The sequence below is a fragment of the Fibrobacter sp. UWT3 genome, from assembly GCF_900230125.1.
GTDB lineage: Bacteria > Fibrobacterota > Fibrobacteria > Fibrobacterales > Fibrobacteraceae > Fibrobacter.
The window spans coordinates 835,979-850,510 of sequence record NZ_OCSS01000001.1; the positions used below are offsets into that span (position 1 = coordinate 835,979).

10 protein-coding genes are annotated in these 14,532 nt (G+C 52.8%); 4 read left to right on the top strand and 6 right to left on the bottom strand.

What is annotated here, in order from left to right; translation table 11 throughout:
- Nucleotides 1–9: 9 nt before the first annotated feature.
- Nucleotides 10–1,428, bottom strand: a complete 1,419-nt coding sequence (locus CRO08_RS03475; RefSeq protein ID WP_097035062.1) for a TolC family protein — start codon at nucleotides 1,426–1,428, stop codon at nucleotides 10–12.
- Between the two features lie 532 nt (nucleotides 1,429–1,960).
- Here CRO08_RS03475 and CRO08_RS03480 point away from each other — a divergent pair.
- The gene (locus CRO08_RS03480; protein ID WP_141398215.1) at nucleotides 1,961–2,584 is read left to right on the top strand and encodes a hypothetical protein; all 624 of its coding nucleotides are present in this window, start codon (nucleotides 1,961–1,963) and stop codon (nucleotides 2,582–2,584) included.
- 2 nt (nucleotides 2,585–2,586) lie between these two features.
- On the opposite strand, the gene CRO08_RS03485 is transcribed toward CRO08_RS03480, so the two are convergent.
- A complete protein-coding gene (locus CRO08_RS03485; RefSeq protein ID WP_072809918.1) occupies nucleotides 2,587–2,895 on the bottom strand; it encodes a YbaB/EbfC family nucleoid-associated protein in 309 nt (102 codons plus the stop codon).
- A 13-nt stretch (nucleotides 2,896–2,908) separates the two neighbouring features.
- Nucleotides 2,909–4,624, bottom strand: coding sequence for a DNA polymerase III subunit gamma/tau (gene dnaX / locus CRO08_RS03490; protein ID WP_097035064.1), 1,716 nt, complete (start codon nucleotides 4,622–4,624; stop codon nucleotides 2,909–2,911).
- 161 nt (nucleotides 4,625–4,785) lie between these two features.
- On the opposite strand from dnaX, the gene CRO08_RS03495 reads away from it, so the two are divergent.
- The gene (locus tag CRO08_RS03495) at nucleotides 4,786–5,163 is read left to right on the top strand and encodes a hypothetical protein (protein WP_072809923.1); all 378 of its coding nucleotides are present in this window, start codon (nucleotides 4,786–4,788) and stop codon (nucleotides 5,161–5,163) included.
- A 70-nt stretch (nucleotides 5,164–5,233) separates the two neighbouring features.
- On the opposite strand, the gene pheT is transcribed toward CRO08_RS03495, so the two are convergent.
- The 3 genes from pheT to CRO08_RS03510 all read right to left on the bottom strand — a co-directional run bounded on the left by pheT (nucleotide 5,234) and on the right by CRO08_RS03510 (nucleotide 12,093).
- On the bottom strand, nucleotides 5,234–7,669 hold the full coding sequence (pheT, locus tag CRO08_RS03500; RefSeq protein WP_097035065.1) for a phenylalanine--tRNA ligase subunit beta: 2,436 nt from the start codon (nucleotides 7,667–7,669) through the stop codon (nucleotides 5,234–5,236).
- 93 nt (nucleotides 7,670–7,762) lie between these two features.
- Nucleotides 7,763–10,744 carry a TIGR02171 family protein gene (locus tag CRO08_RS03505; protein WP_097035066.1) on the bottom strand — a complete coding sequence of 994 codons (2,982 nt, stop codon included), beginning with the start codon at nucleotides 10,742–10,744 and terminating at the stop codon, nucleotides 7,763–7,765.
- Between the two features lie 77 nt (nucleotides 10,745–10,821).
- Nucleotides 10,822–12,093 carry an IS256 family transposase gene (locus tag CRO08_RS03510; protein ID WP_097034567.1) on the bottom strand — a complete coding sequence of 424 codons (1,272 nt, stop codon included), beginning with the start codon at nucleotides 12,091–12,093 and terminating at the stop codon, nucleotides 10,822–10,824.
- Between the two features lie 293 nt (nucleotides 12,094–12,386).
- Between CRO08_RS03510 and CRO08_RS03520 the strand changes: the two genes are divergently transcribed.
- Together CRO08_RS03520 and CRO08_RS03525 are read left to right on the top strand one after the other, a co-directional pair.
- Complete coding sequence (locus CRO08_RS03520; RefSeq protein WP_097035068.1) at nucleotides 12,387–13,238, top strand: hypothetical protein; 852 nt, start codon at nucleotides 12,387–12,389, stop codon at nucleotides 13,236–13,238.
- The gene (locus CRO08_RS03525) at nucleotides 13,235–14,521 is read left to right on the top strand and encodes a peptidylprolyl isomerase (RefSeq protein ID WP_097035069.1); all 1,287 of its coding nucleotides are present in this window, start codon (nucleotides 13,235–13,237) and stop codon (nucleotides 14,519–14,521) included. The genes CRO08_RS03520 and CRO08_RS03525 overlap by 4 nt, the downstream gene beginning before the upstream one ends.
- Nucleotides 14,522–14,532 lie beyond the last annotated feature (11 nt).

Here is a 14,532-nt window from a genome sequence, read left to right on the forward strand (position 1 = left end):
TGCTTCCTATTAATATTCTCCGGTGGCCTGCAGGAGGGCGTTGTATGCCTTGTTCCATTCGACGATGGAATTCATGTAGTCGAGCTTTGCGGTGCGCAGGCTGTTTTCTGCCGTCAGGAGGTTCAACTGCGTTTCGCGCCCGAGCTTGTAGGCGTCGTTCGTGAGGTCGTAATTCTTCTGCGCCAAGTCAACCTGGCGCTTTGCAATTTCAATCTGGCTGTTCGCGTCTTCGAGCGTGTTCGCGCAGGATTCAATCTGCATGCGGAACCCGCGCTCGGCGGTTTCCTTCTGGATTTGCGTGCTGCGGAGGCTCGATTTGGCCTGCGTGACGCTCTCGCGGGTCTTCATGCCGTTGAAGAGGTTCATCGTGACGTTAAGTGCCACGTACTTGTTGAGTTTATCCCACTTGGGGGCGTCCCAGTCAAAGAAGTCGTTCTTGTTGTTCGCATACTTGATGCCGCCAAGGAGCACGACTGTCGGCTTGTAGCCGCCTTCCTCGATTTCGATGTTCAGGGTCTTCATGTTCTCGGTTTCTTCGAGCATCACGAGTTCCCTGCGGCGCTTCTTCACGTTCGCCATGCTGGTATCGGGGTAGGTGTAGCCTGCCGCGGGGTCGCGCAGGTCGCCTTGGAACTGCACGTCGCTTTCCCATTCAAGGCCCATGGTGTTCAGGAGGGCGTTGCGGGCGAGGATGCGCTTCTTTTCGGTGCTTGCAATCTTGGAGTTCAGCTGGTCCATCGAGAGCTGCACGCGGATAAGGTCAAGTTCCGTGGCGAGCCCGCTCTTGAGGGACTGTTCCACGAAGTTCAGGTTTTCCTGGAGCATGTCCTTGGAGGCGTACATGATGCTGATTGCGGAATCGAGATAGATGAGCTGGTCAAATGCGTTCGCGACATCGTAGCGGACCTGGGCCTTCTTGTTTTCGAGATTCACTTCGCTTACGCGCTTGTATGCCTTTGCAATCTCGATGCCAGTACCCACCTTGCCCTGGGCGTAGAGAATCTGCGTGGCCGTGATGCCTACGCTGGATTGCCAGCGGTAGCCCTGTGACTTCATGCCGTAAATGAGCCCGTCCATGGCGGGGCCGATAACCTGCTGGTCGTAGGCGTTTGCCATGGGGTTGCCGTTCTCGTCGGTACCTGCTGCCATCTGGGCGGCGGCATCGGTAAGGTCGGTGCTTTTTTCGACATCGTCCAGGCCGAAAATACGGGTAACAGTTGCACTCAGGTCGATTGTGGGGTAGGCGTTGGCGTAGCCGGCGGTTACCTGGGAGTTGGCGCTTTTCAGGTCTTCTTCGGCAGACTTGACGTCCGAAGATTTTTCAAGAGCAATATTGATCGCTTCTTCGCGGGTGTACGTCTTGCCCGCCCACGAGGGTATCGCGAGGCTCAGGGCAAGTGCCGATAAAAGGGCGAAATTCCTTGACATCTAGTACTCCTATACTACAAGGTTACGCCAAATTTAGCAAAAACCGCACTATATAATAAGGGAGCAAGGTCGTATTTCTAGATAAAATGACCAATTATGGCGATGAAAGGAATGCACCCTTTGAGGTGCAAACATGCCCCTCAAAGGGTACATTTTGATAAAAAATGGTGCTCGCTTGAGCAAAATTGTGAAAAAGGACTGCTATTGATGTTTTGTGAAATGTGTTACGCTATTTTTACGGTCTCTTTTGGTTATGCATGATTATATTTATTTTATGTTCCGCTCCCTCATAATAACGCTGCTTGTTGCGTGTTCGACTGCATTTTCGCAATCTGTAGAATCGGGTAGCGCATTCAATAAGTATATGTCACCGGATGCCGGGATTAACCCGCTGTCAGGAACAGTAAGTTTTAGCGTCGCGATTGCGACTTTATCGGCAGGGAGCGTTTCAACCTCGTTTTCGCTAAATTATTCAATCGGTCCATACACTTAATCCTGCTTATAAAGGTGGTGCGCCAAACATTTTTATTCCATGGCGAAACAGATATGTTTATTATTGGGGGTATTTATGAGAAGAAAAATTTTTTTGCTTGTAACATCGGCTTTGTTATCTTCATGTTTTTATTATCAAAGTGCCGAGAAAATGCTTGTAATGGGGCTTGTTGACGGAAAAAATGTTGAGGATTATGATTTGCTCTATATTTTTAATGGTGATACAACTGTTATTTCTAAAGTTGAATATTATAATTCTGAAATTCGATGGAATAAAAACGGATATCTAAAAGCCTTTACGGATGGCTTTTGTAATGTTTATATGAAGCAATCTTTTTTTAATTGTGGACGTCCTCTGAGGGACGTGATAAGCGTTGATGTGTATTTGAAGAATAATAAAACTGGGAAAATTTTCTGCGTCGGGGAAAAAATGATAGATATGAATGCATTTCCAAGTACGATATTAGTCACTCAAATATTTGTTGGTTCCCGAATTGATTCGTATAGGGAAAGAAAAAAATATAATATTGACTGGACAAAAGTCCAGCCAGTTTATTCAAATGATATTGGCGATACCATTTATTACTATACAGCAAAATATAAGGGCGATGCGGGCGACCTGAATTATTATATTGATGACAAAAACTTTACGGAGGTTCCCTAAAACTACATCAGGCCCGGAATTTTCATGCCGCCGGTGATGTCGTTGAGGCTCGACTGGGCCGCTTCGTCCTTCTTCTTGATGGCCGCGTTGATGGCAGCCATGACGAGGTCTTCGAGGGCTTCCACGTCGTCCTTGTCGACTGCATCGGGGTTGATCTTTATCATGGTGAGGATTCCCTGGCCGTTTATTGCCACCTTCACCATGCCGCCACCGGCTTCGGCGTCAAAACTCTGCGTCTTAAGATCGTTCTGGGCCCTGAGCATCTTGCTCTGCATTTTCTGGAGGTCCCTGAGCATCTTGTTCATGTCCATAGTGGTGTTCCTTCTAGTTGTCGTTGACTTCTTCGCCTGATTCGCTTGTCGAGAGGTCAATCTGCTTGTTTAACTGTTTAGAAAATATACATTCTCCGCCGAAGATTTCGACCATCTTCTTGAGGATGGCGTCTTTATCCAGGTCGCGCTCGAAGGGGGATTTCTGCGCGTTTGCACGGGCGATGAGTTCTTCGTTGGTAAAAGTCCTGAGCCGAAGCCTAAGATCGACCTGGGTCTGGAGTTTGTCCTGGAGGATCGTCTTTAGGCGCGCGAGGTATTCCGGCTGTTCCTGTATTTGCTGGTAGCCCCAGGGAACGCTCTGCTCGTTTTCGCATACGTAGGTAAGGAACAGCGGGAACGGGGTCAGCTTCTGGTCGCCCGATTCAAGAACGGAACCGTTTACGGCGGCAGAGAACTGCAGGTCGCCGCAGTTCGCGAGCGATGCCGATATGGAGGGCCATGCGTTGGTAATCTCGTACCGCGTGTACGGTGCGGGCGATTCGGGGAACGTCTCGTATGAAGCGGATTCCTCCTCTTGGGGGAGTACCTCGAGAATTTTACCTACTTTTTTTTTTGTCGCCTCGTCGGCGGCGGATTTGGGGTCGTTTATGGCGGCTAGTGCGCGTCGTAGATCGGTCAGCCGGTCTAGCCATGCCATGCGCGCGAAAGTCGTTTCTACCAGGAGGCGCGGGTTCGTGCTGTAGCGGATTTGCGCCTGCAGGTCGATAAGCATCTTGGATATGCGCAGCAGGTCGCCGTTCGAGAGGCCCTTTGCGGTTTCCTTGAATTTCTCGTAGAGTTCCGCCGAAATGTTCAGTTCGTCGGGCGTGAAGGCGTCGAGCCTGCTGTAGATGAGGTTGCGCAGGAACTTGCCGAACCCGTCGAGGAGGGGGGCAAACTCGATACCGCGGTTGACGGCCTTGTCGACCATCTGGAAGCAACCCTTGAGGTCGTGGTTCTCGATGGCCTGGATGAGCTCGAAGAACAGTTCCGTAGGCGGAATGCCGAGCACGGAGCGCACGGAATCGGCGTCCATCTCGCTGCCGGTAAACGCGTATGCCTGGTCAAAGAAGGTAAGGCCGTCGCGCATGGAGCCATCCGCCTTCTCGGCGAAAATATTGAGGGTTTCGTCGGAGGCGTTGATGTGTTCCTGCTCGCAGATGTAGCGCAGGCGCGAGGCAATCTGGTTGATGGTCAGGCGCTTGAAGTCGAAGCGCTGCACGCGCGAAAGGATGGTCGGCAGCAGCTTGTTCACTTCGGTGGTCGCGAAGATGAAAATCACGTGCGGAGGGGGTTCCTCGAGGGTCTTCAGGAGCGCGTTGAACGCTCCCGGAGAGAGCATGTGGACTTCGTCGATGATGAAAATCTTGTACTTGCCTATAACGGGCGGGTACTGCACGCGGTCAATCACGTCGCGGATATTGTCGACGCCGGTGTTGGAGGCAGCGTCTATTTCGTAGATATCCATCGGGTTGCCGCCCGCGATATCCTTGCAACTTTCGCACTTTCCGCAGGGGTGCAGCGGGTCGCCGCCGGTGCAGTTGAGCGTGCGGGCGAGGATTCTGGCACTGGTGGTCTTGCCTACGCCACGGGTCCCGGTAAACAGGAATGCGTGGTGGAGACGGCCCCCTTCGATTGCGTTCTTGAGGGTCTGTGCGATATGTTCCTGCCCGACCATGTCGTCAAAGGACTGCGGGCGCCACTTGCGGGCCATTGCTACGTATGCCATGCGCTTGAATATAGAAAAAATAATTAAAGGGGTTATTAGTCAATAGTCGTTAGTCATTGGCTAAATAAAGCCACCTATTTTTAAAACTATTGACTATTGACCAAGGACTAATGACCTATTTTTAAATTAGTATCTTTTCAAATAAAACCACGAGGTACACGATGAATCCGAATTTGGCGTTATTGATTCTTTCTTGGCAGGTGGCATGCCTGTACCATGAATCCGAGACAGAGAAATTGCTGCCTGGTTCTACTTCCGCGACTGAGGCGGAAAGCGATGCGCTCGATGCCATTCACGACGAGGTGACCCCGGATGTCTCGTGGGACGATTTTAACGACACGTATGCGAGTTTCAAGACGGCGAAGGAGCGTGCGGCGGCTTGCGTCGAGGTCCTCAAGGGGCAGTCCGGCGAATTCCGTAGCAAGGTCCTGGAATCGATGCTCCGTGTAGCGAACGCTTCGCGCGAAAACGACAACGAGACCAACGTTTCGCCCGAGGAAATGGACTTTATCCAGCAGATTAGGGAAGCGCTGGAATAAAAAAAAACGCCTGTAAAAAAAGAAACCGCCGAGGATGCCTCAGCGGTTTTAATCTTTATATAGGCGCAGTTTAGCGGAGTGCGATGTCGCCGTTCGCGACGAGCTTGTCACGCAGCTTGTTGTGCGCCTTGTTGACTTCGTCGTCGGTAAGTGTGCGGTCCATGGCCTGGTAGGTGAGGCTGTAGACCATGTTCTTCTTGCCGGCTTCGATCTTGTCGCCTTCGTAGATGCTCTTGAGGGTAATCTTCGCGAGGTTCTTGGGGTTGAGCCCCTTGATGCGGGCGACAATGTCTTCGTGGGTCATGGACTTCGCAACTTCGAGCGAGATGTCGCGGCTAGACGGCACCTGGCGGCTGAAGGCTTCGAACACGATCTTCTTGTGGGTGGCGTGTTCCATCTTGTCCATGTCCAGCTCCATCACGTAGGTGGTGTAGCTGATGTCGTTCGCGGCCATCACGGAGGGGTGGAGTTCGCCCATGGTGCCGAGCACCACGCCGTCGGCGAGGATTTCGGTCTGCTTGCCCGGGTGCAGGAAGATTTCAGCCTTGGCAGGCACGCGGAATTCCACGACGAGGCCCACGCGCTTGAGGAAGCTCTGCACGAATCCCTTGAAGGAGGCAAAGTCAATCTGGGCGGGCTTGTCGTTGAGCGGGTTCACGTCGAAATTGCCTGCAATCGTGAGGGCGACGAGGTTCGATTCGTCGAAGCCCGGATCGCGGACGTCCTTGCGGTCGCGCTTGAACTGGCCCTTGGCCACTTCGAACAGGCGCACGGAACCGGGGCGGTTCTTCTCGTTCTCGGCAACGCTCTTGAGGAGGTTGGGGAGGAGGCTCGTCGGGACTGCACCGAGTTCTTCGGAGAGCGGGTTCAGGAGCAGTGCGGGCTTGCTGCGGCGGTCGTCGCTTTCGGGGCCAAAGAGGGCCTCGGTGCGGGCCTTGCTCGTGAAGCGCAGGCTCAGGCATTCATGTAGGCCCATCGCAGAGAGGGTCTTGCGGATCTTCCTGTTCAGAACTTCAATCGGCGGGAGCTCGTTCGGCTGCATCTTGAAGGAGGGCAGCGTGTACGGGATGTTGTCGAACCCGACGAGGCGGGCGACTTCTTCGATGAGGTCCACTTCGCGTTCGAGGTCCGGGCGGAAGCTCGGAATCTTGAACGTGATGGAATCTGCCGTCTTGGAGACGACTTCGAGGGCGATGCCCGTGAGGAACTTTTCCACCTGGGCCATTTCAAGCTTCATGCCGATAACGCGCTCAGCCTGTGCGATGCGGAGCGTGACGACATTATTTTCTTTCTTGTGGTCGTCGCCGGTGTATTCGACAGTGCCCTTGAGAATACGGCCACCCGCGACTTCCTGGATGAGGGCGCAGGCGTACTTGCTGTATTCGTCCTGGGTCGCGAAGTCGATTTCGCGTTCAAAGCGGTAGCTGGAGTCGGTAGAGATGCAGAGGCGCTTGGCCTGCTTGCGGACCACTGTCGGGTTGAACCAGGCGCTCTCGAGGAACACGTTCTTGGTAGCATCGACGATTTCGGATTCCACGCCGCCCATCACGCCGGCAACGCAGGCCGGACGGTCGCCGTCGCAAATCACGAGGTCGTTTTCGACGAGTTCGTGAGCGGTGTGGTCAATCGTTTCGATCTTTTCGCCCTTCACTGCGCGGCGCACCTTGATCTTGTTGCCGTGGAGCTGGTCCATGTCAAAGCTGTGGAGCGGCTGGCCCACGTCCATCAAAATAAAGTTCGTGATGTCGACGACGTTGTTGATGCTGTTCATGCCCACGGCGTGCAAAAGCTTGGCGAGCCAAGCCGGAGACTTTTCGACCTTCACGTCCTTGATGACGCGGCCCACGTAGCGGGAGCAGCCGCAGCCGGGGACGACTTCGAGGCTGATGGCGGAACTTGCCGGTTCGGCATCTTCCTTGAGTTCGTAGGCGAGCGGCTTGAGCGGGCGGTTGAACTTCGCGGCGAGTTCGCGTGCCACGCCACGGTGGCTGAGTGCATCCGGGCGGTTTGGGGTCACGTTCAGTTCGTAGCACACGTCGTACATGCCGAGGCTCACGAACGGGGTACCTGCCGGAATGCTGTCATCCAGCACCATGATGCCGGCGTGGTCGTCGCTGAGGCCGATTTCGTCTTCGGCGCAAATCATGCCGAAACTTTCAACGCCGCGGATCTTGGACTTCTTCATCTTGAGGGTGCCGCCGTCGGGGAGCGGGAGTTCTGCGCCAATCGGGGCGAGAACCACGGTCTGGCCAGCGGCCACGTTCGGGGCGCCGCACACGACCTGGAGAGTTTCCTTGCCGTCGTTCACGGTGGTGATGTGCAGGTGGTCGCTGTCCGGGTGGGCTTCGCAGGTAAGAACCTTCGCTACAACGAGCTTTTCATAGACCTTGCCCGGTTCTTCCATGCCTTCGACTTCGAGGCCAATAGAGGTGAGCGCCTTTGCAACTTCTTCCGCAGATTCCGGAAGATCAACGTGACGTCTGAGCCAATTCAAAGAAACTTTCATCTTTCAATCCTTTTAGGGCGTATTTGCGCCGTATTTTTCAAATTCCGCGGAAAATTTAGAAAAATTTGAGCATTTTGTTCGCTCAAATGGAATCTACGGCTCAATATTCAAGGTCTTAATGAGGGAGTCTATTCGGGCTGTTAGCTGTGCTGCCCCTGGTGCTGCTAGATGGTCTCTGTCATATGCCATATTGTCTACATAGTCGTGGTCTCCCATTTTGTTTTCGTCCAATAAAATGAAATTGGGATATTCTGTGCTAAGGTCTGCTATTTGTTGAATGAGTGCTGGGGCCTCGCTTCTCAAAATGCCATATTTTCCTAGTGAACCGGTTTCTTTATAACGTGGGTTTTGTGGTGTAATCACGCCTATCATTATAATGTCGTTTTGCTGACAAATACTTATGGTTTTAACAAGATTGTTGAAATTTGCTTCGTAATTTTGTGGCAGAGCGCTTTTCCATGAACTGTCTTCTGCAATGACGGGGGCACCCCAAGTTATTGGGGATGTTGTTGAAAAACCACGTGTTGGTCGGAGGCTTGCTGCGGTTTCAGATCTCCCTGGAGAATCATATGTTGCTTCTGCTAGCCCTTCAGGATAGCTGTCTTTCCAAAAATTGTGGTTTCTGTCATAAACGTATCCAGGGTAGGATTTGTATCTGAATTCAAAAATATCCGCCCCCGTTATATACCATCGGTCTATATCAATTGACGTTATAATGACTTTTATGCTTTTCATATGGGGCAGTAAGTAGTTTGTCAGAAGAAAGTAATCACCTCCCGTTGTATTTGCAGATACTGCTAAATTAATGGCGTATAATGGTTGACTGATAAGGAGAGGATTGATCCCCCTCAGTGCACGTGATGAACCCAAGATGAATACATCTGCTTCATCTTTATACTGCCACAAGAATTCCATTTTATAACGCCACTCATCTGCATAATTATGTCCTCCAGACATATTGTAATATATACCCGCGCTATCAAGGTCAAGCTCGAAGCCAGGTTCTGGTGGAACCATGGGTTCGCTTGAACTACTAATCACATCTTCTGAACTGGAACTGATCAGAATCTCCGAAGAACTGCTGATTTCGTCGCTTGAACCGGAGCTGACTGGAATTTCAGAAGAACTGCTGCTGAAAATGACGCTGCTACTAGTAATGGAAGAACTGCTGCTACTGCTGATCGCGCTGCTGCTCGAGCTCCGCTTCACCGTCTTCTTTTTTACCCAAAGGTTTGGATGCCATAGTTCTTCACCTTCGGCAAGATCCGTAACGCTACTGTCGAGCGGATTGACGAGAACGATTTTGGTGTGTGCTCCGTTTATGTTGGTGAGGGTGGCGACAATGTTTGTCTTGGTGTTGTCCGTTGTCCATTCCGTATGGTCAAATGTGTATCCGGAGGGAGCCTGTATAGACTGTATGAGTTTTCCGGTGCTGTCCGCGATTAGAATCCTCTGATGGGTGCTGTAGTTGCTTCCGACAAAGTCCTTTCCGGTTTTCCCGCTAAAGTCAAGGAAAGCGGTGCGCTTGCTTCTGTCCATGGCGAGCGATACGTTGCAGGCCTGTTCCCCGTTGTACCAGACGGTGTCGCGTCCGTCCACATGTGCGCGGAGAAGCCTTGCTCCTGTGACTGCGAGTGAGTTGTCCTCACTGATTCCGCCGTGGTACGCTCCATCGAACAGTTTTTGAGATATGCCGAATTTTCCACCGGAGAAGGAAACCTGCCATGTCGATGTTGCCTTGAAAGAGGCTTCGTCTTTGTTGTTGCCCGCATCGGTGACGAATATGATGACTGTGTCGCCCGTTTCGAGGACTCTCCAGCGTGGTATGGCGGCCTTTTCGACATCGAGCTTTATTGGAGTGGTCGATTTTTCTTCGAGGCTCTGGACATAGACCGTCGACTTGCCGGATACGCCTTCAAAACCGGTGCAGTAGGCTATCCACTTCCCGTCAGGCGATATTTCGGGATGGTAGGCGTCAATGTCTTTGGTGATTTCCTTGACGGAGGTTGCACCGTTCAGGTAGTCGATGATGGCGATGTTCCCGGAAACATCATTGCGGAAGGCTAACTTTGTGTTGTAGGAGCCGGTGATGCCTTTGACGGTCTCGTTCCCTGCGAGAGGTGTGATAATGCTTGTCTGGGAAATCCCGTTGTCGCCCATCCAAAGTGCGTTGGGGATGTTTCCGAACGCGAGTCTAAATCCGACATATTCGGCTCTTGTGGATGATGTGACCGTATAGACGTCACCGCGTCTGTAAGGGTTGGTTTCTATTTCCGACGAGGTGTAACATCCGCCTTTGACAACCCTCTCTTCCATGTCGCCGCCGTCGGGGGCGCCGACGTAGTTGGTAATGGTTGTGTCGTGGAAGGCCCCCATCCAGTCGTTCACCCATTCCATGGCGTTGCCGGCCATGTCGCAGAATCCTGCAGAATCGGCCTCCTTGCTGCAAATGGTGTGGAGTTTGTATTCGGAATTGCCGTTGTTCCAACTCTTACTTGTATCCCAAGCGCGGGTTGCCGCGTAGACCCATTCCGCCTCGGTCGGAAGCCTGAAAGCCTTTGTGTCGGCGTGGAACGAAAAGCCTTCCAGGTAGGTGCAGTGTCCTTCGCTATCGAATACGGCCTTGCGATAGGTGTAGGCAGTATCATACCCTTCGAGCTTGCTTTTGGCGTTTGCGTATAGAACCGCATCGTAGTAGGTAATGTCGGTAACGGGGAGGCTATCCTGGTCGCACTTTTCTGGGACTTTGAGGTCGGTGTTCTTGATGGCTTTGGCATATTCACCGCATGTTACTTCATGGATTCCCATGTAGAAACTGTAATCAAGGATCACCTCCATGGCGGGGCGTTCGTTGGTTTTAAAGCCCGTGTTGTTCGTGCCGATGGTGATTCTTTCACCATTGAGATGAATCATGCCTTTTATTTCAATGACAGAGGGTATAGAGTCTTTTTGTGAAACATCTTCATTTCCAACTTCATCCACTATGGTGGATGATAATTCGGCTGGATGGGTTGGTTCACTATTGCTGCAGCAAATGACGAATAGTGATATAAGTATTGTCAATAGATACTTCATGATATCCCAGCTTGTTCTTGTGTTTGAGAATTTGTCCCTTTTTTAGTTGAAAATCCAGGTCTCCAACTGGTGTAAATCTAGGCTATTAGCGCTTCATTGTCAAGTAATTTCATGCTCTTTTCCCGAAGTTTTTCGACAAGTTCGGGGATTTCCGCATAGCCGTCCAACCGTCTCCAGTTCTTTTCGCGGTGGAGGACCTCAGCGGCCATCCAGCGTTTGAACATTCCAATGTCCCTGTAGCGCTTCACGTTCTTCTCGATGGCGTCGAGACCGTTGAAGGTGGACTCGATTATGTTGGTCGTTATGAGCGACTTGCGCAGGAGCGCGGGGATGCCCAGCCGGTGGACCGTAAGCAGCCTCTCGCCGCCCTCGGAAAGCGATTTGGCGGCACTCGTGTTTATGCCTTCGAGCCACTCGTGGACCTTGAGAAGTTCCCTTCTCGCGTCCTCGTAGCCCACCATCCCGATGGCGTTGTTGTAGCGCCTGTCGAACTCGGCCCGGTACATCTCGGGCAGATGGGACTCGACGTTGCGCCTCTTGTGGATCACGCAGCGCTGGTGCTTGAGGTCCTTGCCGAAGCGGTCCTTGAGGGCGCGGTTGAGGCCCGTCCCGCCGTCGGTCACGAAGATGATGTCGGGGTGCAGGGCGAGGCCCCTGCTCTCCATGTCGGAAAGGAACGAACGGCACATTTCGGTGTTTTCCGAACTGCCCTGCCAGAGGCCAAGCACGCGCTTGTAGCCTTCCGCGTCAACGCCTATGGCGGCCATCACGACCTCGCCGCAGCGATGCATTGCGTCCATGAAGACGGCAACCGCCTCGAAGTCCTCCAGCCTGCGCTCGTTCAGTTCCTTCAGTTTCCTTGTGCATGCGGCAACGACCTTGCGCGACACCGACGACTTGCTTACGCCGAACGCCTCCCCGGCAGTCGAGAACACATCCTCGTAACGCCTCCCGGACAGGCCTGAGAGGCATGCGTGCAGCAGGTGCTCGGAGAACGCGTCGGGGTCTTTCAGACGGGCGTAGATACGCGATTTGACCTCGCCGTTTTCGTCCCTGAGCCTGGGTACGCGCACCTTCGCCTTGCCACCCGCGATGTACACGGAACCACCCTGGCTGGACCACTTCTTGAAGCCCTTCCTGGGGTGGTATGCTGCACCGCCGAGCTGTTCCCTTTCGGCCAGGAGTATCGCCTCCACGAGCCTTGCGCCCATCTCCCTCGACAGCGCGTCAAGGCAGCTTTTCCCCTGTTCGGCAAGGTCGGCCAGAACCACCCCGACACTGGTCGAAATGTCGATTTCTTCGCGGCGGACGATTGACAGTTTGGGGGTTCTTTTTGTACTTTTCATCATGGTGGTTATCCTCTTGCTTGGTGTTTTTTTGCTGAACCAAATTTACAAGTTGGAGACCACCTTTTTCTTTTTGGTTGCAGAAATTTCAACTAACTTTGGGGCATCTTCTGTGTTTGAATATACATTTTTTGTTTACAATTGGGAACGTACGTATAATTGTGGCGTGTTATTTGGGTCGCGCTCTGATTAAATGCCGAAAACCGCTTAAATGAGGCTTTCTTTTTGATAAAAAGGGAAAAAACGGAGGTGTACGATGCAATATGCGGGGCGTGAATTTTCTAAATTATAGCGCGATGAAATTTGTGAAGTGCTTATTGTTTGCATTGAGCCTGTGTTCGCTTGTTGCCTTGACGGGTTGTGACCTGCCGTTCAAGTTGCCGTTCGACTTGCCCTTTGGCAAGGAAGACCCGGTCGTTGTTTCCGTGGGCAAGGTGAACCTGACGCAGTCCAAACTCTTGAGCATGGTCCCGAACTGGAACTCGCTGGATGACCGCACACGGCTCGCCTTCCTCGAACACTGGATAGACGAGGAGGTTGCCTACCAGGAGGCCATGGATGCCGGGATTATGTCGGATTCCGTGCTTTCGGGCCAAATTGAGAGTACCGTGCGCAAGCTGGTGGTGGATTACTACCTGCAGACGTTTGCCGATACCATGCTGATTGGCGATGCCGAGAAACTGAACTACTATCAGGAGCACCGCGAAAACTACCTGCGTGGCAAGACCTCCATCTCGGGTGCGATTCTCTACTTTAAGACGTGGGCGAATGCCGATGCGTACTACAAGGAAATGAAGTCGCGGGCCCTGAACGTGGTACCTGCGGAAAACCCGCTGATAAGCGAAATCGTGAAGTTTGATACAGTGACCGCCTCGCCGGATACGTGCATGATCAAGGAAATCGAGACGTTCCCGATAGGCAAGCTCTCGGTAATGCGCTACTGCGGTGGCGCCCTGAAGATGGCGATTGTTACGGAACGGCTCGATTCTGCGGAGGTGAGGCCCTACAAGGACGTTGCCGAGGATGTTTCGAACATGGTTTGGCTCGAGCACCGCAATACGGTCATGGAGCGCCTGAAGAAAGAATGGAAAATGAAGCGGCCGATTTTCTCGAAATCTACCGTGTTCTCTGAAAAGGAAAGCGAATGAAGAAGTTTTATCTAGTTGTTGTCGCCCTTGCGGGGCTTGTCGCGTCGGCTTTTTCTGCCCCGGTCCTCATGGAAGGGATTGCGGCGATTGTTGACGGGAAGCCGATTATGCGCTCGGAGTTCCTGAACAACCTGTACCATTTCCAGGAAACGCCCGAAGGCGCTGCGATGACCGAGGAACAGCAGAAGCAGTACGTGCTCGACAAGCTGATTGAAGAAAAGGTTTTGCTGAGTCGCATTGACCGCGATTCCATCGTGGTGAGCGATGCGGAAATCGACCAGCGCGTGACGGCACACCTGAGCCAGCTTGCGGCAAGCCAGAACGTGAACATGGCGACGCTCGAGAAGGCCATCCGTTCCCAGCTTGGGGTGAGCATGGCGCAGTATCGCGAACAGCTTGCGAAACAAATCAGGAGCCATGTGGAAACGCAGCGCGTGCGCCAGCGCCATGTGGGTGCGGTAAGCCCGACCAAGAAGGAAGTGGACTTTTTCTACCAGACGTACAAGGATTCGCTCCCGAGGCAGTACAACTGCGTGCAGCTGAGCCATATCCAGTTGAAGATTGAACCGGATTCCGCCATCGTGGATTCCGTGAAGCGCCTGGCCGAAGCCTTGGTGGATAGCCTGAACCTGGGTATCAAATTCGAACTGCTTGCGAAGAACCATTCGCAGGATTCCTCTGCCGAAAAGGGAGGTGACCTCGGTTACTACAGGCGTGGACTTTTGGACCCGGCTTTTGAGCGCACGCTCGACCTGCTGAAGAATGGGCAGTATTCCTCCACTCCGGTCAAGACGGACCGCGGCTGGCACATTGTCCGTGTGATTGGCCGTAAGGAAGACGGCGTGCGTTCTGCACACATTCTGCTCCGCACGATTCCGACGGCAGCGGATTATGCACGCGTGCTGCAACTGGCGGATTCTCTCCGTGCCTCCATCAAGACGAAGGACGATTTCTCTGCGGCTGCGAAGAAGTTCAGTACCGACAAGTCGAGCAACTTTGCAGGCGGCCTGCTGGGCTGGTACCAGAAGAACGAGATGGAACCCGCGTACGTTGACCCCGTTTCTAACCTGAACGTGGGCGAAGTCTCAGAGCCTGTGGAAATTGACGGTTCGTACCACCTGTTCCGCCTGGACGATTCTCGCCAGATTCGCGAACTTACGCTCGAGGAAGACTACGGCAAGATTGAGGCTATGGCGGCAAACCACCTGGAAAACGAGAAACTGAACGCCCTCCTCAAGAAGTGGCGCGAGGAAGTCCACATCGAAATCCGCATGACGGAATAGTTCTCCGGTTT

Coding starts and splice junctions, on each gene's coding strand:
- CRO08_RS03475 (WP_097035062.1), bottom strand. CDS start 1,428: ATGTCAAGGAATTTCGCCCTTTTATCGGCACTTGCCCTGAGCCTCGCG.
- CRO08_RS03480 (WP_141398215.1), top strand. CDS start 1,961: ATGGCGAAACAGATATGTTTATTATTGGGGGTATTTATGAGAAGAAAA.
- CRO08_RS03485 (WP_072809918.1), bottom strand. CDS start 2,895: ATGGACATGAACAAGATGCTCAGGGACCTCCAGAAAATGCAGAGCAAG.
- dnaX (WP_097035064.1), bottom strand. CDS start 4,624: ATGGCATACGTAGCAATGGCCCGCAAGTGGCGCCCGCAGTCCTTTGAC.
- CRO08_RS03495 (WP_072809923.1), top strand. CDS start 4,786: ATGAATCCGAATTTGGCGTTATTGATTCTTTCTTGGCAGGTGGCATGC.
- pheT (WP_097035065.1), bottom strand. CDS start 7,669: ATGAAAGTTTCTTTGAATTGGCTCAGACGTCACGTTGATCTTCCGGAA.
- CRO08_RS03505 (WP_097035066.1), bottom strand. CDS start 10,744: ATGAAGTATCTATTGACAATACTTATATCACTATTCGTCATTTGCTGC.
- CRO08_RS03510 (WP_097034567.1), bottom strand. CDS start 12,093: ATGATGAAAAGTACAAAAAGAACCCCCAAACTGTCAATCGTCCGCCGC.
- CRO08_RS03520 (WP_097035068.1), top strand. CDS start 12,387: ATGAAATTTGTGAAGTGCTTATTGTTTGCATTGAGCCTGTGTTCGCTT.
- CRO08_RS03525 (WP_097035069.1), top strand. CDS start 13,235: ATGAAGAAGTTTTATCTAGTTGTTGTCGCCCTTGCGGGGCTTGTCGCG.